Genomic DNA, 22,716 nt, shown 5'->3' on the forward strand with positions numbered 1-22,716 from the left:
GTGCGGATTATTCGTGGAACCGAGCCGCCGCTGTGTGCGTCACGACGTGCATGGTCCACTTCCATGGCATCACGGGTGCGGTCAATCGCGCCGAACTCCTCGCGGCTGGTTATGTCGACCGTGAAATTCGACGTGCGGTCGAGGTCGGAGCACTCGTGGCGCTGGCGCCCGGAGTGGTGATTCCCCGGGAACTACTCACGGAAGACACCCCTGAGCAACGACACCGCCACCGTGCGCTGGCCGCGGTACGGCGCGACGCACGCAGTCCCGAGGTGCTGCGACGCGAAACACACTAGCGCGCTGGCTCTCTCATCGGCCGGCGCAGTATTGGGGCTGCCGGTCTGGGGTCTCGACACATCGCGGGTGTCCATCGCCGACAGCGGGCGTACGCCTGGTACGCGCACGACCTCACGCACCCGACTGATGACCGACACCCGGCCGCCTGCTCTGGTCGACGTCGATGGCGTGCTGGTCGTCTCCCCGGCCCGCACAGTCGTCGACATCGCCCGGACGTCCGCACGGATACCCGCCATCGCGGTGGGTGACGCCGCCCTGCATGCAGGACTGTGCACCGTCGAAGACCTGCAGAACGAGCTGGACCTGTTGACCGGAATGCGTGGGCGGCCTGCGGCGATCCGGGTGATCGGTCGGTGTGACGGCAAGGCGGAGTCAGTGCTGGAGACCCGCAGCCGCGTCGAACTGGTCGACGCCGGCGTGCCGGAACCGGAACTGCAGGTGAACATCTACGACGCGCAAGGGCGTTTCCTAGCACGCGTCGACCTGTACTGGCGCGACGGACGCCTCTGCGGGGAGGCCGATGGGAACAAGAAGTACGGCGACGACCCGGACGAGATACGGCGTGCGCTGGTCGGCGAGAAGGCACGCGCCGACGGGGTCGTCGAGACCGGGCACGCGCTGCTGCGGTGGGGTTGGCGCGACCTCGACGAACCGGCGGTGCTGGCCGAGCGGGTCATGCGTATGCTCGGTCGGCGCGCGGCTTGACCGGGTGCGCTCCGTGCAGCTACCTGACCTGTGCGCAGCTACCTTCGACGGTGCAGAAGGTAGCTGTGTACAGATGAGGTAGCCGCGCGCCGGGTCGCTCGCGCGCGGCCCGGCTAGCTCGACGGCTTGTCGGCGCCGACGAGCCACATCGAGTAGTACTGCGCCCCACCGCCGTATGCGTGGCCGAGTGCCTTGCGGGCGCCGGCGACCTGATGGTCACCGGCCTTGCCCATCACCTGGATCGCAGCCTCGGCGAAGCGGATCATGCCCGACGCCCCGATCGGATTGGACGACAGCACACCGCCCGACGGGTTGAACGGGATGCGGCCGCCGATCTCGGTCTCGCCGGCCTCGGTCAGTTTCCAACCCTCGCCCTCGGGGGCGAAGCCGAGACTCTCGAGCCACATGGGCTCGAACCATGAGAACGGGACGTAGACCTCTGCGACGTCGACCTCGTCGATCGGGTTGTCGATGCCTGCCGACTTCCACAGTGCCGCTGCGGCGTCGCGGCTGGCCTGCGGGTTGACGGTGTTGCGGTGCGCGAAGAACAGGGGTTCGGTGCGCATGGCGGTGGCATGCACCCAGGCGACCGGATGGCCGTCGGCGACAGCGGCGTCGGCGACCTGTTCGTCGCCGATCACCACGGCGCACGCGCCGTCGGACGACGGGCAGGTCTCGTCATAGCGGATGGGGTCCCAGAGCATCTGTGAGGCCATCACGCTGTCGACCGTGATGTCGGGTTGATGAAGGTGTGCCAACGGATTCCGGGCACCGTTGCGTCGATCCTTGGTGGCGACCATCGCGCCGATGTGTTCGGGAGCGCCGGACTGTCGGATGTACGAACGCACGTGCGGTGCGAAGAAGCCTCCCGCGCCCGCGCCGACCGGTTTGGTGAACGGAACCGGAAGCGACAGTGCCCACATGGCATTCGACTCCGACTGCTTTTCCCATGCAATGGCGAGCACACGCTTGTGCACACCGGCGAACACCAACGAGGCGGCGACGTTGGCGGTCGAGCCGCCCACCGACCCTGCTGTGTGAACGCGGATCATCCGCTTGCCGACGGCACCGAGGGCGTCGGCCATCGCGAGTTCGGGCATCATCGCACCCTCGAAGAGGTCCGGCGCCTTTCCGATGACGATCGCGTCGATGTCGTCGATGCCCACACCCGCGTCGGTAAGCGCAGCGTCCATCGCCTCGCGGCACATGCCTGCCATCGTGACGTCGTGTCGCTTGGCGACGTACTTGGTTTGTCCGGTGCCCAGGACTGCCGCACGGTTGTTGTGTGCCATCAGTTCTCGTCTCCCACGTTCGAATCCCCGCTGTTCGAATCACTCTGCAGCGTGACCACCATGTTCTGCTGCAGCAGAGGTCCGCTCGTCGCGTGCGCGAGTGCCGTGTGCGCATTGCCCGTGAGGATCTCGTGAGCCGCGTACCCGATGCGCTGCAACCCGCCGCTGAACAACGAGTTGCCCGTCAGCAGACCACCGGACGGATTGATCCGCACCGAGGCGGGGATGCCGAGCGCGTTGCGCACGATGATCTCCTGGTGCGTGTACGGCGCTGCGATCTCGGCAACGTCTACGGCGCGTGTCCTGTCTCCGAATGCGGTGTCGGCGGCCAGCGCGGTCGATGGCGAGATGGTCAGATCCCGCGCGCCGAAGTTCGCGCTGTCGATGCGGTGATCCCAGCCGGTGACGAAGGCGGGATTGGCGACGAGCTCCCGGGCGCGCCGCTCACTGGCGATGATCACTGCGGCGGCTGCATCGGTGAATGGTGCGATGTCATGCGCGCGAAGGGGATCGGCGACGTAGTCGGTTGCGAGCAGTTCCTCGACCGACGAGCCGGTTGTCCGTGCCGCCACGGCCGCCATGTCGGCCTCGGTCCACGTGCCCGAGTCGAGGCCCGCACGCGCCTGCAACCCGGCAAGGGATCGGTCACCGGGCCACAGTGGCGCGACGGTGTACGGATCGTTCTGCATCGACAGTGTTCGGTTGCTGTCTCCCGCTGAGGATTTGCCGAAACCGTAGGCCAGGGCGAGGTCGACCTCGCCGCTGGCGATCTTCACCCATGCCTCGTACAGTGCCCACGCACCGTCCATCTCGACATGCGATTCGTTGATCGGCGGCATCGCGCCGATCGAGTCGATGGCCGAGATGAACGAGAAGGCACGTCCGGCGAGGTAGTCCGACGAACCGCTGCACCAGAACTCGATGTCTGTGCGCGAGATGCCGAGCTCGGCATAGAGCTTGGTGAAGCAGGGGATGAGCATCTCGACGCCGTTGGTGGTGCCGTGTGTGCCGACGATGTTGGGACTGTGGGCGAACCCGACGATCGCGATACGGGGGAAGGTCACGTGGTGCTCCTGGAGGTAGAGATCGCGGGTCAGAGGAACTCGCGGTAGCTGTCGTACTCGGCGTCGGGCTCACCGGTCGGCCGGAAGTGACTGATCGAGCCCATGGACAGTTCGCGCTCGTCTTCTGGTACCCAGACGGCCTCGACACGCATCCCCATTCGGACCTCGTCGGCGGGGCAGTCGAGGATGAGGTGCAGGAATGGGATGTCGGAGCCGTCGAGGAGTACGTATGCGGCGACGTAGGGAGGCTTGATCCGCTGGCCCTGGAACGGGACGTTCACGATGCAGAACGTGGTGACGATCCCGGTGTCGGGGAGTTCGACGTGTTCGACCGCGGGCGCACCGTCGGCGGGGCTCACCGACCGTGGCGGGAAGTAGACGCGACCGGCGTCGACTCCCGACCCGATGCGCGTGCCGATGAGCTTGCCCGCCTTGAGGCCTTCGAGGTAGCGGGATTCCTCCTCGGTGGCCGAATGGGTGATCGTCGTGGTGATCGGTGTGGTGATGATGAACTGTTCGCCGTCCGGATTCTCGGCGGTGTTGCGCTCCGCGGGTTCGGCGGTCTCGCCGGGCGCGAAGTAGGCGATGTCGTCAATGCGACCGCTCCGCGCTGCGCGCCAGACGGCGTGCACGCGCATTCCGGTCGACATCTCCGATGCACTGGACACCTCGACCGCGTGCAGCAGCGCGGAATCCGCGCCGTCGAGGCGGATTAGCGCCCACGCGAACGGTGCTTCCACGGGCTGTCCGTCGATGTGCTCGGGATTCCACGACCAGGTGGTGACCGTGCCGACGGGTGCGACGTCGACGACCTCGGAGATCGGCGCGCCCGACGCGGCGTCGAATTCGATCGGCGGCACCGAGACGGTCCCGTCGGACGAGCGTGAGCCCACTATGCGGCCGTCGCGCAGGCCGAGTGCGAACTGGCTCAACACCGGTCCGAGCGACCGCGTGTAGGCGAACGTGTTGCTCAGCTCGGCGGTCAGGATGGTGGTCCCGGGATCGGGCACGCTGACAACGGGACTCGAGGCGGTCGCGTCGGGAGAAGTGTCGATGCTGCTCACACTTCGAGTAGAACACGTTCTAGTATTGGGGCACAAGGCTGTGACCGCGGTGGTGGTCGCGGCGGCGACAGGGAAGAGGTCGACCGGTGAAACTCGCGCTGCAACTGGGATATTGGGGAGCTGGACCCATCGACGACGCTCCGGGGCTCATCGCTGCGGCAGAAGACTCAGGGTTCGACGCGGTGTTCACCGCCGAGTCGTGGGGGTCGGACGCCTACACCCCGCTCGCCTGGTGGGGAGCGTCGACGTCGCGGATACGTCTGGGTACCGCCGTCGCCCAGTTGTCGGCACGTCCGCCGACCTCGCTGGCGATGCACGCGCTGACCCTTGACCATCTCTCGGCGGGACGGCACATTATCGGACTCGGCGTGTCAGGTCCGCAGGTCGTCGAAGGGTGGTACGGGCAGCCCTTCGGCAAACCTCTCGCGCGCACAAGAGAATACGTGCAGATTGTGCGTGACGTGCTGGCGCGGGCAGATCGTGTCCGCAGCGCAGGCCCGCACTACCCGTTGCCCTATCCCGCCGACGCGCCGGGCGCGACAGGGCTGGGTAAGTCGCTCAAGCCGATCACCCATCCGCTGCGCGCCGACATCCCGATCTGGTTGGGCGCGGAGGGGCCCAAGAATGTCGCGCAGACCGCGGAGATCGCCGACGGTTGGCTCGCCATCTTCTACAGCCTCTCGCTCGCCGATCAGTACGAGTCGTGGCTGGCGGAGGGATTCGCGCGTCCCGGGGCGCGTCGGACACGGGACGACTTCGAGGTCGCGGCGACCGTGCAGGTGGAGATCACCGACGATGTCGATGCAGCGATCGACGCATATCGACCCGCGACCGCGCTGTACGTGGGCGGGATGGGCGCCAAGGAGAAGAATTTCCACGCCGAGTTGTATCGGCGAATGGGGTACGGCGACGTCGTCGACGAGATCGGCGCGCTGTTCCTCGCCGGACGCAAAGAAGAGGCACTCGCCGCGGTTCCCGACGAGATGGTGCGTGAGACGATGATCGTCGGTACGGCCGACGAGGTGCGCGAACAGATCAAGCAGTGGGAATCCGCGGGTGTGTCGATGCTGATGGTGACCACGCGCGACGCCGGGACGATCCGTGAACTCGCGACGCTGGTGTGAGGCGTCTGTGCAACGTCGCTGACGAGGAGTGGGGCCGACGGGGAGTGGGGCCGGCGGGGAGTGGGGCTGACGGGGAGTGGGTCAGGGCTGGCTGGCGCTACGCTCCCGGGACGTCTGCGCGGGCACGCGCCGTGGCGTCAGCGTGAGCTGAAAGTCTTTCGGCACCATCGTGAGTCGTTCGTCGACGCGGAGCCGGTAGCCGGGATCGGGTGCGATCTCGTAGCGGTGCAACAGGCTCGCCAGCACGAGCACGGCTTCATGGAGCGCGAATTGCCGTCCGATGCAGGCGCGCACGCCGTTGCCGAACGGCTTGTAGGTGTGTGCAGGGCGCTTCCTGACGTTCTCGGGCAGGAAGCGATCCGGATCGTAGGTGTCGGGATCGTCCCAGACGGCGGGGTCGCGATGGACCTGGGCGAGGACGATGACGGCCCAGTCGTCCGGCGTCATCCGGTAGCGGCCGCCGAGCGTCGTCGTCGATCGTGGGCTGCGCGCGAACGCGGGAACCGTCGGCCAGATGCGCAACGCCTCGTCGAGCGCGCGACGGATGTAGCGGAAACGAGGCACCTGCTCGAACGTCGGCATCGAGGTCGGGTCGTGACCGAGTGCGTCATCGGCCTCGCGTTGGGCCTGAGCGAGACAGTGGGGGTGCTGGGACAGGTAGTGCAGCGTGAACGACAGAGCACCCGAGGTCGTTTCGTGTCCTGCCACGAGGAAGGTGAGGATCTGGTGGCGGATGTTCAACGGCGACAGGCGTTCACCGGTTTCGGGGTGGGCGACGTTGAGCATGATCCCGAGTAAATCGTGCTGATCGGTGGTGTGCTCTCGTTCGGCGATGAGGTCGTCGAGTAGTGCGTCGACGTAGTTCTGGGTCTGCGCGTTGCGGCGGTCGAGAAGCGCCGTGAGGTAACGGCCGCCAGGTGCGGTGCGCAGCGCGCCCTTACGGCGACCGGTCTCCAGCGCGCGGATCATGGCGCCGACGAACGGGTGCTGCTGTGCGGAGGTGAACGACCCGAAGTCGTGGCTGAACGCTGCGCGGCTCAACGTTTCCATGGTCAGTTTCGTCATGTCCCGTGTCACGTCGACGGTCGTCGCTCCCGAGGTGTCGGCTGGTAGCCGGTCCCAGTAGTCGAACAATTCGTTCGCCGTCTCGAGCATGATCGGGTGATAGGAGCGCATCGCCGACTTGGTGAATGCGGGCATCAGGAGGTCATGCGCGAGTTGCCAATTGGACTCGTCGTTGCGGGCGGTGAACAAGCCGTCGCCCACGTAGTCGCGTAGCGCCTCGATCGCGGGTGGAAGTGCTTTGGAGAATCGCGTTTCGTCGCAGAGCTCGGCGGAGAGTTCGGCTGATGCGACGAAGACGAACTTCTGGCGGAAAACCTGCATCTCGTAGATCGGGCCGAGATCGGCGCCGAGCGTCAGCATGCTCAGCAACGGATGCCGCGGATCGGCGACACCGAGATCGCCGATCAGTGGCCTGCGACGTCCGGGACTGGGGAAGCGCTGACCTGACCAGTTGTTCTCGACGCTCAGGCGTGACATGTCACGACCCTGCCGTGCGTGCTTCGAGGTGTCAACGAACCGCGCCCCCAGGTGGACGAATGATGACCCCGGTTGGGTCTGCGAGTGAGACTCGATGCTGTCGCCTAAAGGTCATTCGCCGGTGAAGACAGGCTTTTCCTTGGCGGCGAACGCTCTGGGGCCGATCTTGGCGTCTTTGCTCATGAAGACGCGCGCGCCGAGGTCGGCGTCGATCTTGAATGCGTCCTCCTCGTGAAGGCCCTCGGTGTCACGGATGGTCCTGAGTATCGCTTGCACGGCGAGGGGACCGTTGGCCGCGATGACGTCGGCGATCTCGAGTGCTTTGTCGAGTGCGGAACCGTCGGGGACGACGTAACCGATCAGGCCGTACTCCTTGGCCTCTGCCGCGGTGATGTGTCTGCCGGTGAGCAGGATGTCGGCGGCGATCGTGTACGGGATCTGGCGGACCAGCCGCACTGCACTGCCGCCAAGCGGGAACAACCCCCACTTCGCTTCGGACACACCGAACTTCGCACTCTCGCCTGCGACGCGGATGTCGGTGCCCTGCAGGATCTCGGTACCGCCGGCGATGGCGGGACCCTCCACCGCTGCGATGAGTGGTTTGGTGAGCCGACGACCCTTCAGCAAAGCGGGCATCCGCGTGAGATCCCAACCGCCCTCGGCGAACTTGTCGCCCGCGGGCTTGGCGTTCATCGATTTGAGGTCGGCGCCCGCGCAGAAATAGCCACCGGCTCCGGTCAGGATGGCGACGCGGATGTCGGGGTCGTCGTCGACCTGATCCCAGGCATCCTCCATGATCGCCATCATCTCGGTCGACAGTGCGTTGCGGACCTGCGGGCGGTTCATGGTCACGACGAGAACGTGGCCGCGCTTCTCGACGAGGCACTCCGGCATCGGTACTCCTTGGGGTCGTTGTGATCCCGTTGCCTCCGACGGCGGACACGGCGCGTCGAACACGTGATCAGGCCTTGCCGAAAACAGTAACACGTTCTAATTTTATCGTCATGGCCTTCCACATCGCCGACCTGATCGAACACGCCGTCGACCTGATGTCCGACCGAACCGCGTTGGAGACCGCCGACCGATCGATGACGTACGCCGAGGTGGAGCGCGACGCGAACGCGCTCGCCCACGAGCTGATCGCACTCGGTGTGGAGCCGGGTGACGCGGTGGGTCTGTACAGCAGGAACACGCTGGAATGCGTTGTGGCGATGTTCGCCATCTTCAAGGCTCGGGCGGTGATGGTCAATGTCAACTACCGGTACGTGACCGCCGAACTCGAACACATCGTCACCGACTCCGACATGAAGGTCCTGATCTACGAACGACAGTATGGCGACAGGGTGCGGAACGTGTTACCGAAGGCACCGGAACTGGGCCACGTGATCGTCGTCGACGACGGCTCGGACGTGGACGCACCCGACGGCGCGATTTCGTATGCCGATGCTCTGGACCGCGGGAGCGTCGAGCGTGATTTCGCGCCGCGCAGCGACGACGACCTCTACATGCTGTACACGGGGGGAACAACGGGACTCCCGAAGGGCGTCGTCTGGCGGCAAGAGGACATCTGGCGGGTGCTGGGCGGTGGGATCAACTTCTACACGGGTGAGAAGATCTCCGACGAATGGCAGCAGGCTCGCGACGGCGCGGCCGGTGGTCAACTGGTTCGCTACCCGATCCCGCCGTTCATCCACGGCGGATCGCAGTGGGCCGTATTCCAAGAGCTCTTCGCCGGCGGCAAGGCGGTGATCTACCCCGAGTTCGGTGCGCACCTCACCTGGCAGATCATCGAGCAGCACAAGGTCAACGTCGTGATGATCACCGGTGACGCGATGGCGCGACCGATGGTCGACGCACTGCGCGCGGGGCATCCCGATGGTCGGCGCTATGACACCGCATCCGTTGTGTCGCTTGCGTCGTCGGCCGCCCTGTTCTCGGCCAGCGTGAAGGACGAATATCTCGAACTCATGCCGAATCTGCTCGTCATCGACGCCATAGGATCGTCGGAGACCGGATTCAGCGGCATGTCCGCGGCGCAGAAGGGGCAATCGCACACGGGCGCACCGAGAGTGACGGCCGACAAGGCTGCCGTGGTGTTGCGTGAAGACGGCAGTCCGGTCGAGCCGGGCTCCGGCGAGGTCGGAATCCTCGCGAGGTCGGGGAACATACCGTTGCGCTACTACAACGATCCGGAGAAGACTGCCCGAACCTTCAAGGAGTTCAACGGTATCCGGTACTCCATTCCGGGCGACCTCGCGACGGTCGACGTCGACGGCTCCATCACGATGATGGGTCGCGGCTCCCAGTCGATCAACACAGGCGGCGAGAAGGTCTTCCCGGAGGAGGTCGAGGCCGCGCTCAAGGCACACCCCGACGTGTTCGACACCGTCGTCGTCGGCATCCCCGACGATCGATACGGACAGCGAGTCGCGGCCGTCATCGCGACCCGTGACGGGGCCAAGCCGAGTCTCGATGAACTGAACCATGTTGTGCGGGAACAGGTTGCCGGATACAAGTGTCCGCGCAGTGTCTGGTACGTCGACGAGATCAAGCGCTCGCCCGCTGGTAAGCCGAACTACGCGTGGGGCAGAGACATCACCGAGTCACGACCGGCCGACGCGTCGTCGCAGGTCGTCAGCGGAAGGGCATGACAGCATGAGTAACCGTGTGATCAGAACAGAACTCACCGAACGATTCGGGATCGACTACCCGATCTTCGGCTTCACGCCGAGCCAGGAGGTGGCTGCCGCGATCAGCCGCTCAGGTGGAATGGGTGTGCTCGGGTGTGTCCGCTTCAATGAGGCGTCCGAACTCGACGAGGTGCTCGAGTGGATGCACGAACACACCGACGGCAAGCCGTTCGGCGTCGACGTCGTGATGCCCGCCAAGATCCCCACGGAGGGAAGCAAGGTCGATCTGGAATCGATGATTCCGCCCGAGCACCGGGCTTTCGTCGAACGTACCCTCGACGATCTCGGGGTGCCGCCGTTGGAGAACGGTGAACGGCTCAACACCGGAGTGCTCGGGTGGCTGCATTCGGTCGCGCGCTCGCATGTCGACGTCGCGATGGAGCACGCCCGAAAGTACGGGCAGATCAAGCTGATCGCGAACGCGCTCGGGTCGCCGCCGCCGGACGTCATCGGCGTCGCGCACGAGAACGGAGTACAGGTCGCGGCCCTTGCCGGAGCGAAAGACCATGCGCTGCACCACGTGGACGCTGGCGTCGACATCGTGATCGCGCAGGGATATGAGGGTGGCGGTCACACCGGTGAGGTCACCTCGATGGTGTTGTGGCCGGAACTCGTCGACGCGGTGGGCGATCGGGCCCCGGTTTTGGCGGCGGGTGGCGTCGGCAGTGGGCGGCAGATGGCCGCGGCAATTGCGCTGGGAGCGCAGGGCGTGTGGATGGGCACCTACTGGCTGACCGCCGCCGAATACCGGCTCGGCGCGACCGGAAACGGACCGTCGACCGTGCAGAAGGCGCTGCTGGCGGCGTCGTCGCGGGATACCGTTCGACGCCGGATCTACTCGGGCAAGCCTGCCCGCCTGCTGAAGACGAAGTGGACCGATGCCTGGGATGCACCCGGCGCTCCGGAACCATTGCCGATGCCGCTGCAGAATCTTCTCGTGGGGGAAGCGCATGCGCGCATCTCTCAGGCCGATGACGCGGACGTCGTCGCGATGCCCGCAGGTCAGATCGTCGGGCGCATGAACTCGATCACTCCGGTCGCCGAGTTGATCGCTGACCTGGTCAGCGAGTACCAGGAATCCGCCGTGCGGCTGGGCAAGACGCTGGAGTAGGGCTCCTCGGCGGCCGGTGGGCCGGCGGCCCGGCGGCCCGGCGGACTCGGTGCATCGCCCGCGCTGCTCGCCCCGCGCTGTCCGCCAAAAGTAGGGGAAAGATCCCTTCCGCTGCTTTTGTGCTGTTCCGCGGGTTGTTTCGCGCGGAAAGGCGTGAAAGTCGGGGAAGGGTGTGCCAGAGAAGCGTCGAGCGTCACGAAGGTGAGGTCAGCGATGCGAGAGGAGATGCGCGATGCAGAGGAGACGGGGGTTGCGTGTCGAGGCGCACTCGTGGGGCCCGGGCCGATGGTCGGAGTGAGGCACATTCGCGGTAGGTGACTTCACTTCAGGACGCCTCCGCGCAGCAATGCGTCGTGGATGCGTTCGGTGAGGCGCCTCGGTGCGGCGAGTTCGTTCCAGGTCCACCGCGCGAAGGTGATGTCGCGGGCACGAATCGCGTCCTCACGCAGCTTCTCGTCGTAGATCACCTCTTCCGGAAGCATCGCTCCGCTGTCGGCGGAGGCGCGGTGGTACTTGAGCCGGCCGTCGAACTCGCCGACCACTCGTAGATTGCCTTCAGAATCCCGCCACCCGAAATCGCAGCGGTACATGGTGCCGTCGGGGAGCGTGATGACCACCTGCAGTTCCGGGTCGGGGATGAGCTCCGACTCGCAGAAAATGCAACGGCTGATCGTCTCACCGATCGACTCCGATAGGTCGGTGGCCAGGAGCAGTGCGGTCCGGAGCACGTTGATCCCGTGGCAGGGGCCGAGTGCGTCGACGATGGCGGCGAGGTCGATGGGCTGTTCACGAATTCGTCCTTGATACAGCCCACTGTCGAGTGCGCCGACGGCTTGTCGGAGGTTGCCGAGGCGCGCGACGTCGCAGACCGTTCGTCCGATCGAGGTGACCAGGATTCCGTCGACGCTCACCAGGTGTTCGTCGGGGATGGGCGCCTGATGGATCGCGAGTCCGGGCGAGGTACGTCCGGAGCGCTCGGAGACGAAGTGCACCGTCGACCGGTCGGGGTTCAGCAGCGGGACCCCGAGCATGACAGCCGCCGACTGATGACTCAGGAATCGACGCGGGCCTCCACTACGCGCCGCGGCGACGACCATGTCGCGGTATCTGGTTTCGGCGCGTTCGTAGTCTTCGAGGTCGGCGTAGGCAGAGCTGGACACGTACGAGCCCTGTCGCAGGCGCTCGATCTGTTGATCTCTGAGCGCGCGCCGGATGTCGCGGTCAGTGTGTCCTTCGCCGATGACGGTGCGCCGATGGATGATTCGACTGTCCGACGCCGAGCCGTCGGGGTCGGATGCGTGGAATGAGGTCTTGCAGTGATCGTGGCCGAAAGTCGCGGAAAGGTGTCGGCCTGTGCACCTGGTTGTGGATAACTCGACGGAGTCGCGCGGTTGTGGATAAGTCGTGGTGCGGGATGGGGTGAGCGGTGGGGCAGCGTCGGGCTTTCCCCTGGTTTCTGTGGTTTCCGCGGGAAGTTTGTAGGGGGAGGGGAGGGAAGTCGGGGAAGGGGTCTTTTCGCTACTTTCTGCGCGCGCGGGGGAGTGGGGCGACCGGGCCAGCGGTCACGCGTAGGTGCGGCCGCGGCGGGTCCACGTCGGGACTGAATCGGTTTCGCGGAGTGTGCGTTTGAGTGTTTTGAAGGTCGCGGTCTCCGGCAGGGAGTCGACGATGCGCACGCGGTGCGGCCACTGCTTGGGCCCGAGGTCGGGCTGCGCGGCCAGGAAGTCGCCGAACTCGCCGGGATCGAGTGCGGGTGCCACCAGTACCGCCTCGATCTCGTCGCCGATCTCCGTCGGTACCCCGTAGACCGCAGTCTGCCTGATGCTGCTGTGCCGTAGCAGGATTCGTTCTATCGGTCCAGTGCAGAGGTTCTCGCCGTCGACGCGCATCCACTCGCCGAGGCGGCCCGCGAAGTGGACGTAGCCGGCGTCGTCGACCCACCCGAGGTCGCCCGTGTGGTAGACGCCGCCGCGCATCCGTTCCGCGGTGGCATCGGGATTCCCGTAGTAGCCACTGAACAGCCCCGGACCAGAGCTGTTCACGATCTCTCCGATCTCGCCCGCGGGCAGCGGCGCGCCGGTGTCGTGGCCGACAATGGCTGTCGGCGGCCGCAGGGGACCGAGAGCGTCGTCGGGGGTGTCGGGAGTGCGTGTGATGGCCACACCGCCCTCTGTGGAACCGAAGCCGTCGACGACGCGGCAACCGAACCGTGCGGCGAAGCGTCGACGATCGCGTGCCGACGCCTCGTTGCCGTACACGATTCGCAGCGTATTCTCGGCGTCGTCTGACCGCTCTGGAGTCGCAAGTATGTAGTTCAACGGTTTTCCGACGTAGTTGGCGTAGGTGATCCCGAAGCGGCGGACATCCGGCAGAAACGAACGCGCAGAGAACCTGTTACGCAACGTGATCGACGCCGTGCCCGCCACCGCGACCGACCAGCCTGCGATCGTGGCGTTCGAGTGGAACATGGGCATCGACAGGTAGACGTTGTCGGCGGGGCCGATGTCGAAGCGTTCGGCGAGCATCGTTCCGCTTGCTGCAAACGTGCGATGCGTGCAGCGGACAGCCTTGGGTTCGCCCGTGGTGCCGGACGTGAAGATCAACATCAGCAGATCGTCGTCGGAGGAATCAGGGAGATCGACGGGTGTGTCGCTGTGTGGCGCAAGGAGTGTGGACCACTCGTCGGAGTCGACGTCGATGACCCGCGCACCGTGGTCGACGCCGTCGAGTAGGTGGCGGGTGTCCGAGCAGGTGAGGATCAGATCGCAGTCGGCGGTGGCGATGTCGGCCGCGAGCGCGGCACCACGCCGGGTGGTATTGAGCCCGACGACGACGAACTCGCCGAGGACGGCGGCAGCGATCGCATAACTGAACTCCGCGACATTGCTCATCAGCACACCGACATGTGGTGGTCGGCCCTGAGTCAGCAGTTCGGTGACCGCAGCAGCGCGCTGTGCGGAGCGGCGGAGGTGCTCACTCCACGAGACGAAACCATCCTCGACGTGGAGCCCTCGATCGGTGACATCGACCAGCTTCGACAAGAGGTCGGTGATCGTCACGGTTGCACCGCGATCATGCCGGGTCGGCCGCGAGCGCATCGCCGAGTCGTCGAAGCGCAGTGCTGGCCGACCCAAGGGTGAACTCATTCTGTTTGGCGCGCAGAAAGTATCGGTGCGTGGGGTGACTGGTGTCGAGTCCGACGCCACCGTGGACGTGCACGGCTGTGTGGGCAACTCGATGTCCCGACTCGGCCGCCCAGAACTTGGCGGTGGCGATCGCGGCGGAGACATCCGCGCGATCGCCGTCTCCGGATCGTCCGGTGCCGACAGCAGACTGTGCGAGCATCCACGCGGCCTGCGTGGTGGTCAGAGAGAGTGCCGAGACGTCGATGTAGCCGTCGGCGAGGCGCTGTGCGACGGCCTGGAACGAGCCGATCGGCCGGCCGAACTGTTCCCGCTCGCGCGAGTAGGACGCCGTGGCCGCCAGCGCTGCGGCGAGCACGCCGGACTGTTCGGCACACAGTGCGAGGGTGAGGCGATCGACGAGGTCGGAAACGATGTCGGCGCCGTGGAGCACGTGTGCGTCGTCGACTGCGACGTCAGAGAATTCGACGTGGTAGGTGGGGGTGAGGCCGGTGGTTCGGGCCTCGGTGACGGTGATGCCGTCCGTGGTCGCGTCGACGACCGCAACGGCGACCCCGTCGGCATCTGTGGCGGTGACCAGTAGGAGCCCGGCCGCCGCGGCGTAGGGGACGTTGATCTTGGTGCCGCGCAGCAGGTATCCGCGGCCCGATCGGGTGAGTGCGGTGGTGGGCGAAAGTACATCGTCGCCAAGATCCTCTTCGACGGCCGCTGTCGCGACGAGGGTGCCGTCCGCCATGCGGGGGAGCAAATCGGTCGCGAGGGTCGTGGTGGCATTTCGAGCGAGGAGCGGGCCCGCCGCGATCGCGTGCTGACCGAAGGGAACCCGAGCCAGGTGGCGGCCGAGTTGCTCAGCGACAGTGGTGTTTTCGACGGCCGTGAGGTCGCCCGCTGCGTCACCGGCAAGCGCTTCGGGTAGCTCGAGGGCGAGCAGGCCCGCCGAGGCGAGTTCGCGCCACAGCAGATCGTCGAGGGGAGCCGACGAGGCCTCGAGCGTTGCGACCCGGTCGTCGGAGCTGATCTTGGTGGCGATATCGGCCGCGAGATCGCGCACGGCGGTTGCGGTTTCGGGGAGGGTGAAGTCCATGTACGTGCTCCTCGGCTCAGTGCTGGATGGGTGGCAAGTCAGCGCCGCTGTGGAGGGAGACCGAGGGCGAGCATGCCGATGATGTCGCGCTGAACCTCGTTGGTGCCGCCCCCGAAAGTCAGGATCAGCGATGTCCGCTGGTAGCGCTCGAGTCTGCCGTGCAACTGTGCGCCCGGCGAGTCCTGCCGGAGCGTCGCGGCGGGACCGACCACCTCCATCAGTAAACGGTATGCCTCCGTGGCGAATTCGGTGCCGAAGACCTTGGTCGCCGAAGCGTCGGCGGGCGATGGTGATCCACCGGACGCGGCTGCCGAGGCGATCTTCCAGTTGATCAGCTTGAGATACTCGACCTTCGCGTGCACCCTGGCGAGGTTGGTGCGCACCCATGGCGCGTCGATGATCCGTTGGCCGTCCCCGGTTTTGTGTTGCTGCGCCCAGGCGACGGTCTCGCGCAGCGCGGTCTGCACGGGTGCGGCGCTGCACAACGCCACCCGCTCGTGATTGAGCTGATTGGTGACCAACGGCCAACCGCCACCCTCTTCGCCGACGCGTGCACTGACCGGCACCCGTACGTCGGAGTAGTAGGTGGCCGACGTGTCGACACCCGACATCGTGTGCACCGGCGTGTAGTCGAAGCCCGAACTGGTGGTCGGCACGATGAGCATCGAGATGCCCTTGTGCTTCTTACCTCCCGGATCGAGGGTGGAGGGATCCGTACGGCAGGCCAGCCAGATGTAGTCGGCGTAGGCGACCAGCGACGTCCACATCTTCTGTCCGTTGATCACATACTCGTCGCCGTCACGCACCGCTGTGGTCCGCAGGGCTGCCAGGTCTGTTCCCGCGCCGGGCTCGGAGTATCCGATCGAGAAGTGCAATTCACCCGCTGCGATCCTCGGTAGAAAGAACGCCTTCTGCTCATCGGTGCCGTAATGCATGATCGTCGGGGCGACCGAGTTGATGGTCAGGAAGGGGACGGGTGCGCCGGCGATCGCCGCCTCGTCTGTGAAGATCAACTGGTCCATCATCGACCGGTTCTGGCCGCCGAACTCCGTGGGCCATCCCAGTGCCAGCCACCCGTCGGCACCCATTTGTGCCACAACGTCGCGATAGGCATCGCCTTCGCCGAGTTCTCCGTCACCCCCGGAAAGCGCGGCGCGTCGTTCGTCTGTCATCAATCCGGCGAAGTACGACCGCAGTTCGCGACGGAGATCGGCCTGCTGGTCTGTGTACGCGATGCGCATTGTTCGGCCCTGTGCTTTCCGGTGGGTGCTCGCCAACTTCTGAAACACGTTCTAACCTGTATCCACCCAGCCCGTCAACCAGCGGACCTGACAACGAAGAGGGGTACTGATGCGAATCAAGGCGGATTTCGACCTGTGCGAGGCCAACGGCGTGTGCGTGGGCATCGCACCCGAGTTCTTCGACCTCGATGATGACGACTACCTGGTGATTCTCTCCGATGACGTTCCGGCGGACAAGGTCGACGAGGTTCGTCAGGCGGTTGCCGGTTGCCCGAAGTCGGCATTGCGGCTCGAGTGAGGCGCCGCGCGGTTTTCGGGGGTTCCTACTCGGACTCGCGGGGTCGCATGTTAGAACATGTTCTAGTCGAGGAAAGGTGTACCCCGTGGGGCAGTCTTGCAATGATCGCGTAGCCGTCGTCACCGGAGCGGGCGCGGGTCTCGGGCGGTCCGAGGCAATCGGTCTCGCAGCGGCAGGCGCGACGGTCATCGTCAACGATCTCTCGGGTTCCCTGGATACCAGCGACACGATCGACAGCATCACAGCGGCCGGTGGGCGCGCCGTCCCGGTCGCCGGTGACATCTCCGACTCCGCTGTCGCGGCCGAGATCATGCGAGTGGCCACCGAGGATCTCGGACGGCTCGACATCGTGGTCAGCAATGCGGGCGTCGTGCGCGACAAGATGCTGTTCAACATGTCCGACGACGAGTGGGATCTGGTGATCCGGGTGCACCTGCGCGGTCACTTCCTGCTCAACCGGAATGCGGGGGCGTACTGGCGTGGTGAGTCGAAGAAGGAAGGCCGGCCGGTCTACGGGCGATTGATCAACACGTCGTCGGAAGCAGGTCTGCTCGGTCCCGAGGGGCAGGCGAATTACGGTGCGGCCAAGGCAGGGATCACCGCACTGACCCTGTCGGCGTCGCGGGCGCTCAAGCGCTACGGCGTGCGTGCGAACGCCATCTGTCCCCGCGCGCGCACGGCGATGACGGCTGCCGTGTTCGGCGAGGCGCCTGTTGACGGCGTCGACCCGTTGTCGCCCGACCACGTCGTGCGACTGGTCGAATTCCTCGCCTCCCCCGACTCTGACGACGTCACCGGACAGGTTTTCGTCGTCTATGGTCCGCGGGTCACGCTGATGGCCGCGCCGACCGTCGACGAGGTTTTCACCGCCGACGGTGACGCGTGGGATTCCGACGATCTGACCAAGACTCTCACCTCGTACTTCGCAGCGCGTGACCCCTCGAAAACCTTCACGGCGCGTGGGCTGGTCAACTGACCCACTTCTGGCTGTTGTGCGTGCTAGGTTGCTTGGGAACCGGGGAAGAGGAGCAGACGTTTGTCGCGCAGGCTTGATGCGCCGCTGGAACAGGTCGGCGACTTCGTTGCCCTAGGTGTCGATGCTTTTCGTGAGCTGTTCCGCAGGCCGTTTCAGTGGCGGGAGACCGTGGAGCAATCGTGGGCGATCGCCCGTGTCTCGATGATGCCGACGCTGCTCGTTGCGATCCCGTTCACGGTCCTGGTGAGTTTCACGCTGAACATCCTGTTGCGCGAGATCGGTGCCCAGGACCTCTCCGGAGCGGGTGCGGCACTGGGCACCATCACACAGATCGGTCCGATCGTCACCGTGCTCATCGTTGCCGGCGCGGGAGCCACAGCCATCTGTGCCGACCTCGGCGCACGCACCATCCGCGAGGAGATCGACGCGATGGAGGTGCTCGGGATCAATCCGGTGCACCGACTCGTCGTTCCCCGAGTCATCGCGTCGACCGGGGTGGCGCTGCTGCTCAACAGCCTCGTGTGCACGATCGGTATCGGCGGCGGCTTCTTGTTCTCCGTCTATCTGCAGGACGTCAACCCCGGCGCGTTCCTCGCCAGTCTCACCCTGCTGACCGGCTTCGGCGAGCTCATGATCTCGATGGTCAAAGCCGCGCTGTTCGGGCTCTTCGCCGGTTTGGTCGGGTGCTTCCAGGGACTCAACGTCAAGGGCGGCGCGAAGGGCGTCGGTGATGCCGTCAACGAGACGGTCGTGTACTCGTTCATGGCACTGTTCGTGGTCAACGTCGTGGTCACCGCCGTCGGTGTGAAAGCGACGGCGGGCTGACATGGTCCTTCCGTTCACCACACGACTCCAGACAGCTCGAGTCGCGATAAAACGCGCGGGCGACGACTGGAATCAGATCGGCGATCAGGCGCTGTTCTACTGGGACAGCCTCATCGCCATCCCCCGCGCGGTTCGCCAGTACAAGAAAGAGACGCTGCGGCTCATCGCCGAGATCTCCATGGGTTCCGGCGCGCTCGCGATGATCGGCGGCACCGTCGTCGTGGTCGGGTTCCTCACGTTGTTCACCGGCGGCACCATCGCCGTGCAGGGCTACAGTTCGCTCGCCAACATAGGCGTCGAGGCGCTCACCGGATTCTTCTCCGCGTTCATCAATGTCCGCATCGCGGTGCCGGTGATCGCCGGTATCGCCCTCGCGGCGACCATCGGGGCGGGCGCCACGGCACAACTGGGCGCGATGCGGGTCAGTGAGGAGATCGACGCGCTCGAGACCATGGCGATCTCATCGATCCCCTACCTGGTCAGCACCCGGATCGTCGCGGGGATGATCGCGATCATCCCGCTTTACTCCCTCGCGTCACTCGCCGCGTTCATCGCCAGTCGTTTTGCGACCGTCGTGCTCTACGGCCAGTCGTCGGGTGTCTACGACCACTACTTCAACACGTTCCTGATCCCGTCGGACATCCTGTGGTCGTTCGTGCAGGCGATCTGCATGGCGATCGCCGTGATGCTCATCCACACCTACTACGGCTACAACGCCGACGGAGGGCCCGTCGGTGTGGGCGTCGCCGTCGGCAACGCGGTGCGTGCGTCGCTCGTCGTCGTGGTCGTGATCACCCTGCTCACCTCGCTCGCCATCTACGGCGCCGACGGCAAGTTCAATCTGGCGGGCTGAACAGATGGCACGTCGACAGGAGCGGAGCCCTCTGGTCCGCAAGACAGCAGCGGTCATCATGGTCGGTGGCCTCGTCGCTGTTGTCGTGGGTGCAGGCGCGCAATTCCTCGGCTGGTTCGCCGACACTCAGCCGGTCACCCTCAACACCCCGCGGGCAGGCCTCGTGATGAGTCCTGACGCCAAGGTGAAGTTGAGGGGTGTGCAGGTGGGCAAGGTCGCCTCGATCCGTCAGCAGGACGGGCACGCCGTGCTCGACCTCGACATCGACACCGCCTCCATGTCGCAGATCCCCGGCAACGTCACCGCCGACATCAAGTCCAACACCGTTTTCGGTGCCAAGGCTGTCAACCTGGTGATCCCGGAGACCGGAGGAGAAGGGCACCTGCAGTCCGGACAGGTCATCGGAGCCGACAGGGTGGTCGTCGAGCTCAACACCGTGTTCCAGCAACTGGTCAACGTCCTTGCCGATTTGCAACCCGACAAGCTCAACGCCGTGATGGGTGCCGTCGACACCGCACTGTCGGGGCAGGGCAAGCAGATCGGTGCCTCGCTCGACCAGTTGTCAGGCCTTCTGGCGAAGACCAATCCTCACCTGGACGAACTGAACGCGGCGATCACGCAGGCCGCGGGAGCAACCAACGTCTACGCCGACGCGATGCCGGACCTGATGCGCACCATCGACAATGCGACGTTCATCGGGAACACGCTGCTCGACAACTCCGCCAACCTCGACGCACTGCTGATCAACGCGACCGGGATGGCCAACACGATCAACGGTGTGCTCGCCCCGCCGAAGCAGACGCTGATCACGACGCTGTCGAATCTCAATCCCGTCGCACGCCTGCTCGGCTACCAGTCACCGGGACTCGCCTGCTTCTTGACCGCGAGCGCGCAGGCTGCCGACCTCGCCAAACCCATGCTCGGCGGTAAGAACGGAAACCTCCTGCTGTACGCGGGATTGCAGCCGGGCACCGACCCGTACACGTATCCGCAGAGCCTGCCGATCGTCGGTGCAGATGGGCCACCGACCTGCGAGGGCGCATTGAGCAATCCGACCACCGACGTCAACACCGGCTTCTACGTGACCGACAACGCGCCGGTGCCCTATCAGCCACGGACAACGGCGAAGGCGTCGCGCCAGAAACTGTTCCAGCTCCTGTTCGGGGAGCCGCAGCGAGGTGGGCAGGCCGGTGGTTGACAATCGCACGCGCGCTTTCCGCGCCACCGTCATCAAATTGGGTGCGTTCGCTACGGTCATGGTCATCGTGTTCGTCGGGCTCGTCGCCGTGTTCAGCAACTATCGACCCGGATCGTCGTCGGACTACACCGCCGTGTTCACGAGTGCATCGGAGATGAAGTCCGGTTCCAAGGTGAAGATCGCAGGGGTGCAGGTCGGCACCGTCCACAAGGTGGGGTTGACCCGGGACAACGACGCGGAGGTGTCATTCAGCGTCGACGAGAAATATCGCTTGCCGCGATCGGTGCGCGCATTGATCCGCTACGAGAACCTCACGGGCGACCGCTACCTCGACATCGAGCAGGGTGAGGGTGACCCGGATGACACCCTGCCATCCGGTGCGACGATCCCGATCGGCCAAACCGAGCCGGCGATGGATCTCGACAAACTGCTCGGCGGGTTCAAACCGCTGTTCCGGACCTTGAAACCCGACGAGGTCAACCAGCTCTCGGCGTCGTTGATCGAGGTGTTCCAGGGGCGCGCACAGCGCGAGGCCTTGACGAACCTCCTCGCGCAGACGTCGTCGTTCACCGGCGCACTCGCCGACCGCGACCAGCTGATCGGTGACGTCATCGACAACCTGAACCAGACCGTCGGCATTCTCGACGGCGACAAGGCGGGTCTCGACACCAGCCTTGACCAGATGCAGCAGTTGATCACCGGACTCTCGGCTCAGCGCGGCACCATCGGCGACGCGCTCACCCAGACCGCTGCAGTCACCACCGGCCTGTCGGGACTGCTGGGAGCGACCCGTCCTGACCTCAAGCAGATCGTGAACGAGACGGGTGCGGTGTCGGGCAACCTGCTGAAGTCCGAACCCTATCTTCGGCAACTCGTCGGTCGGCTGCCCAACGACTTCAAGAAGCTGTCCAACCTCGGCAGTTACGGTGCGTGGTTGCAGATCTACTTCTGCCGAATCAGGTTGCTGCTCAGCGGTCCCGACGGCAAGCAGTATTTCTTCACGTCCAACGACGTCATGGGCGACACCACGAAGGCCGGCGGGAGGTGCGCGGCCACATGAGCGAGAAGCGCAAGCTCATGAACGGGCGCAGCCGCATTCAGATCGGCCTCATCGGCGTGGTGGTCACCGCGCTCGTCGTGATCGTCGCGATGCAGATGGACAAGTTGCCCTACCTCTCGCCGATCAGCACCTACACCGCCTACTTCGACGACGCGGGAGGGCTGGTCACCGGTGACATCGTGACCGTATCCGGCGTCACGGTGGGAACGGTGGAGAAGATCGAACTCGCCCCGACCGACCAGGGCACGAAGGCCGCTGTCGGCTTCCGAATGAACGACACGGTGGTCATGGGCGCCGACACCCAGGCCGCCATCAAGACCGAGACCGTGCTCGGCAGAAGAAATCTGACGATCCTGCCGCACGGCGGCGAGCGGATCCGACCGGGTGGGTCCATCGCCAACCGCAACACCATCGCGCCATACTCGCTCACCGATGCCCTCGACGAGTCGACCAATTCGCTCGCGCAGACCGATACCGACCAGCTCAACAAGGCGCTCGACACGCTCTCGGTCACGTTCTCCTCGACGCCCGACGAAGTACAGGGCGCTGTAGAGGGCGTCTCGCGGTTGTCGAAGGCGATCGCCGACCGGGACAACAATCTGCGGGCGCTGTTCGCGAAGGCCAGCGCGGTCACCGATGTCATCGGCGACCGCAGCAAGCAGATCAACCAGCTTCTCGTGGACGCGAATTCGCTGGTCGGTGAACTGCAGTTCCGCCGTGCCGCCATCGCGCAGCTCATCAGCGGCACCCGTGACGTCGCGGAGCAGATCTCCGGGTTCATCAAGGAGAACAACGAACAACTACGCCCGACGCTGACCAAACTCGACGGGGTGCTCGACATCCTAAACGACAACGAGGACAACCTCAAGCAGACGCTCGACCGTCTCGGGCCATATGCGAACGCGCTCGGCGAAGCCGTTGCGTCGGGTCCGCGCTTCGAATCCCTCGTCGGCGTCAGCACTTTCGGCGACTACACGGCCACATTCATGAAGATCCTTCAACAGAAGTATCCCGAGGCGTGGAAGGCGTTCTCCTACAGCGGTTTCCCGCTGCTGCCGCAAGCCTGGAGTCAAGCGCCGCCGATGCCGCCGAAGAACACCGCCCCGGCTCCCGCGCCGACATATCCGACCCCGACAGGAGGTGGCTGAC

Annotated in this window: 21 protein-coding genes; 12 read left to right on the top strand and 9 right to left on the bottom strand. The window is 65.4% G+C overall.

Features of this window, described 5'->3' with window-relative positions; translation table 11 throughout:
* The first annotated feature begins 50 nt into the window (after nt 1-50).
* A complete protein-coding gene (locus LK459_RS13815) occupies nt 51-296 on the top strand; it encodes a hypothetical protein (protein ID WP_227918946.1) in 246 nt (81 codons plus the stop codon).
* Nucleotides 297-423: 127 nt separating this feature from the next.
* Nucleotides 424-1,002 carry a hypothetical protein gene (locus LK459_RS13820; RefSeq protein ID WP_227918951.1) on the top strand — a complete coding sequence of 193 codons (579 nt, stop codon included), beginning with the start codon at nt 424-426 and terminating at the stop codon, nt 1,000-1,002.
* Nucleotides 1,003-1,115: 113 nt separating this feature from the next.
* Here LK459_RS13820 and LK459_RS13825 read toward each other — a convergent pair whose 3' ends face one another.
* The 3 genes from LK459_RS13825 to LK459_RS13835 are packed head-to-tail and all read right to left on the bottom strand — an operon-like array spanning nt 1,116 to nt 4,368.
* On the bottom strand, nt 1,116-2,294 hold the full coding sequence (locus tag LK459_RS13825; protein WP_227918953.1) for a thiolase domain-containing protein: 1,179 nt from the start codon (nt 2,292-2,294) through the stop codon (nt 1,116-1,118).
* Nucleotides 2,294-3,358 (bottom strand): thiolase domain-containing protein, encoded by a 1,065-nt coding sequence (locus tag LK459_RS13830; protein WP_227918955.1) that lies wholly within the window; start codon nt 3,356-3,358, stop codon nt 2,294-2,296. The genes LK459_RS13825 and LK459_RS13830 overlap by 1 nt, the downstream gene beginning before the upstream one ends.
* A gap of 29 nt (nt 3,359-3,387) precedes the next feature.
* On the bottom strand, nt 3,388-4,368 hold the full coding sequence (locus LK459_RS13835) for a Zn-ribbon domain-containing OB-fold protein (RefSeq protein ID WP_227923742.1): 981 nt from the start codon (nt 4,366-4,368) through the stop codon (nt 3,388-3,390).
* Nucleotides 4,369-4,508: 140 nt separating this feature from the next.
* On the opposite strand from LK459_RS13835, the gene LK459_RS13840 reads away from it, so the two are divergent.
* Nucleotides 4,509-5,546, top strand: coding sequence for an LLM class F420-dependent oxidoreductase (locus LK459_RS13840; RefSeq protein ID WP_007239815.1), 1,038 nt, complete (start codon nt 4,509-4,511; stop codon nt 5,544-5,546).
* Nucleotides 5,547-5,627: 81 nt separating this feature from the next.
* Here the strand turns inward: LK459_RS13840 and LK459_RS13845 are convergent, their stop codons facing one another.
* Together LK459_RS13845 and LK459_RS13850 are read right to left on the bottom strand one after the other, a co-directional pair.
* Nucleotides 5,628-7,088 (bottom strand): cytochrome P450, encoded by a 1,461-nt coding sequence (locus LK459_RS13845; protein ID WP_227918956.1) that lies wholly within the window; start codon nt 7,086-7,088, stop codon nt 5,628-5,630.
* A gap of 111 nt (nt 7,089-7,199) precedes the next feature.
* Nucleotides 7,200-7,982, bottom strand: a complete 783-nt coding sequence (locus LK459_RS13850; RefSeq protein ID WP_227918961.1) for a crotonase/enoyl-CoA hydratase family protein — start codon at nt 7,980-7,982, stop codon at nt 7,200-7,202.
* A 110-nt stretch (nt 7,983-8,092) separates the two neighbouring features.
* Between LK459_RS13850 and LK459_RS13855 the strand changes: the two genes are divergently transcribed.
* Both LK459_RS13855 and LK459_RS13860 read left to right on the top strand, forming a co-directional pair.
* Nucleotides 8,093-9,739, top strand: coding sequence for an acyl-CoA synthetase (locus tag LK459_RS13855; protein WP_227918963.1), 1,647 nt, complete (start codon nt 8,093-8,095; stop codon nt 9,737-9,739).
* 19 nt (nt 9,740-9,758) lie between these two features.
* Complete coding sequence (locus LK459_RS13860) at nt 9,759-10,889, top strand: NAD(P)H-dependent flavin oxidoreductase (protein WP_227923744.1); 1,131 nt, start codon at nt 9,759-9,761, stop codon at nt 10,887-10,889.
* 320 nt (nt 10,890-11,209) lie between these two features.
* Here LK459_RS13860 and LK459_RS13865 read toward each other — a convergent pair whose 3' ends face one another.
* From LK459_RS13865 to LK459_RS13880, 4 genes are all read right to left on the bottom strand, one after another.
* On the bottom strand, nt 11,210-12,049 hold the full coding sequence (locus LK459_RS13865) for a hypothetical protein (protein ID WP_227918965.1): 840 nt from the start codon (nt 12,047-12,049) through the stop codon (nt 11,210-11,212).
* Between the two features lie 402 nt (nt 12,050-12,451).
* Complete coding sequence (locus tag LK459_RS13870) at nt 12,452-13,987, bottom strand: AMP-binding protein (protein ID WP_227923746.1); 1,536 nt, start codon at nt 13,985-13,987, stop codon at nt 12,452-12,454.
* On the bottom strand, nt 13,962-15,116 hold the full coding sequence (locus LK459_RS13875; protein ID WP_227918967.1) for an acyl-CoA dehydrogenase family protein: 1,155 nt from the start codon (nt 15,114-15,116) through the stop codon (nt 13,962-13,964). Before LK459_RS13875 ends, LK459_RS13870 begins: the two co-directional genes overlap by 26 nt.
* Nucleotides 15,117-15,154: 38 nt before the next feature.
* On the bottom strand, nt 15,155-16,357 hold the full coding sequence (locus tag LK459_RS13880) for an acyl-CoA dehydrogenase family protein (RefSeq protein WP_227918968.1): 1,203 nt from the start codon (nt 16,355-16,357) through the stop codon (nt 15,155-15,157).
* A gap of 109 nt (nt 16,358-16,466) precedes the next feature.
* Between LK459_RS13880 and LK459_RS13885 the strand changes: the two genes are divergently transcribed.
* The 7 genes from LK459_RS13885 (at nt 16,467) to LK459_RS13915 (ending at nt 22,715) form a co-directional block, all read left to right on the top strand.
* Nucleotides 16,467-16,655 (top strand): ferredoxin, encoded by a 189-nt coding sequence (locus LK459_RS13885; RefSeq protein ID WP_007239806.1) that lies wholly within the window; start codon nt 16,467-16,469, stop codon nt 16,653-16,655.
* An 85-nt stretch (nt 16,656-16,740) separates the two neighbouring features.
* The gene (locus LK459_RS13890) at nt 16,741-17,631 is read left to right on the top strand and encodes a 3-oxoacyl-ACP reductase (protein WP_227918971.1); all 891 of its coding nucleotides are present in this window, start codon (nt 16,741-16,743) and stop codon (nt 17,629-17,631) included.
* 60 nt (nt 17,632-17,691) lie between these two features.
* Nucleotides 17,692-18,456 (top strand): MlaE family ABC transporter permease, encoded by a 765-nt coding sequence (locus tag LK459_RS13895; RefSeq protein WP_007239804.1) that lies wholly within the window; start codon nt 17,692-17,694, stop codon nt 18,454-18,456.
* A 1-nt stretch (nt 18,457) separates the two neighbouring features.
* Nucleotides 18,458-19,309: an MlaE family ABC transporter permease gene (locus LK459_RS13900; protein ID WP_007239803.1), complete on the top strand. Its 852-nt coding sequence runs from the start codon at nt 18,458-18,460 to the stop codon at nt 19,307-19,309.
* 4 nt (nt 19,310-19,313) lie between these two features.
* The gene (locus tag LK459_RS13905) at nt 19,314-20,507 is read left to right on the top strand and encodes an MCE family protein (protein ID WP_007239802.1); all 1,194 of its coding nucleotides are present in this window, start codon (nt 19,314-19,316) and stop codon (nt 20,505-20,507) included.
* Nucleotides 20,500-21,567 carry an MCE family protein gene (locus LK459_RS13910; protein WP_007239801.1) on the top strand — a complete coding sequence of 356 codons (1,068 nt, stop codon included), beginning with the start codon at nt 20,500-20,502 and terminating at the stop codon, nt 21,565-21,567. Before LK459_RS13905 ends, LK459_RS13910 begins: the two co-directional genes overlap by 8 nt.
* Nucleotides 21,564-22,715, top strand: coding sequence for an MCE family protein (locus tag LK459_RS13915; RefSeq protein WP_227918973.1), 1,152 nt, complete (start codon nt 21,564-21,566; stop codon nt 22,713-22,715). The genes LK459_RS13910 and LK459_RS13915 overlap by 4 nt, the downstream gene beginning before the upstream one ends.
* Nucleotide 22,716: the final 1 nt, after the last annotated feature.

Source organism: Gordonia otitidis (genome assembly GCF_020735545.1).
Taxonomy (GTDB): Bacteria; Actinomycetota; Actinomycetes; order Mycobacteriales; family Mycobacteriaceae; genus Gordonia; species Gordonia otitidis.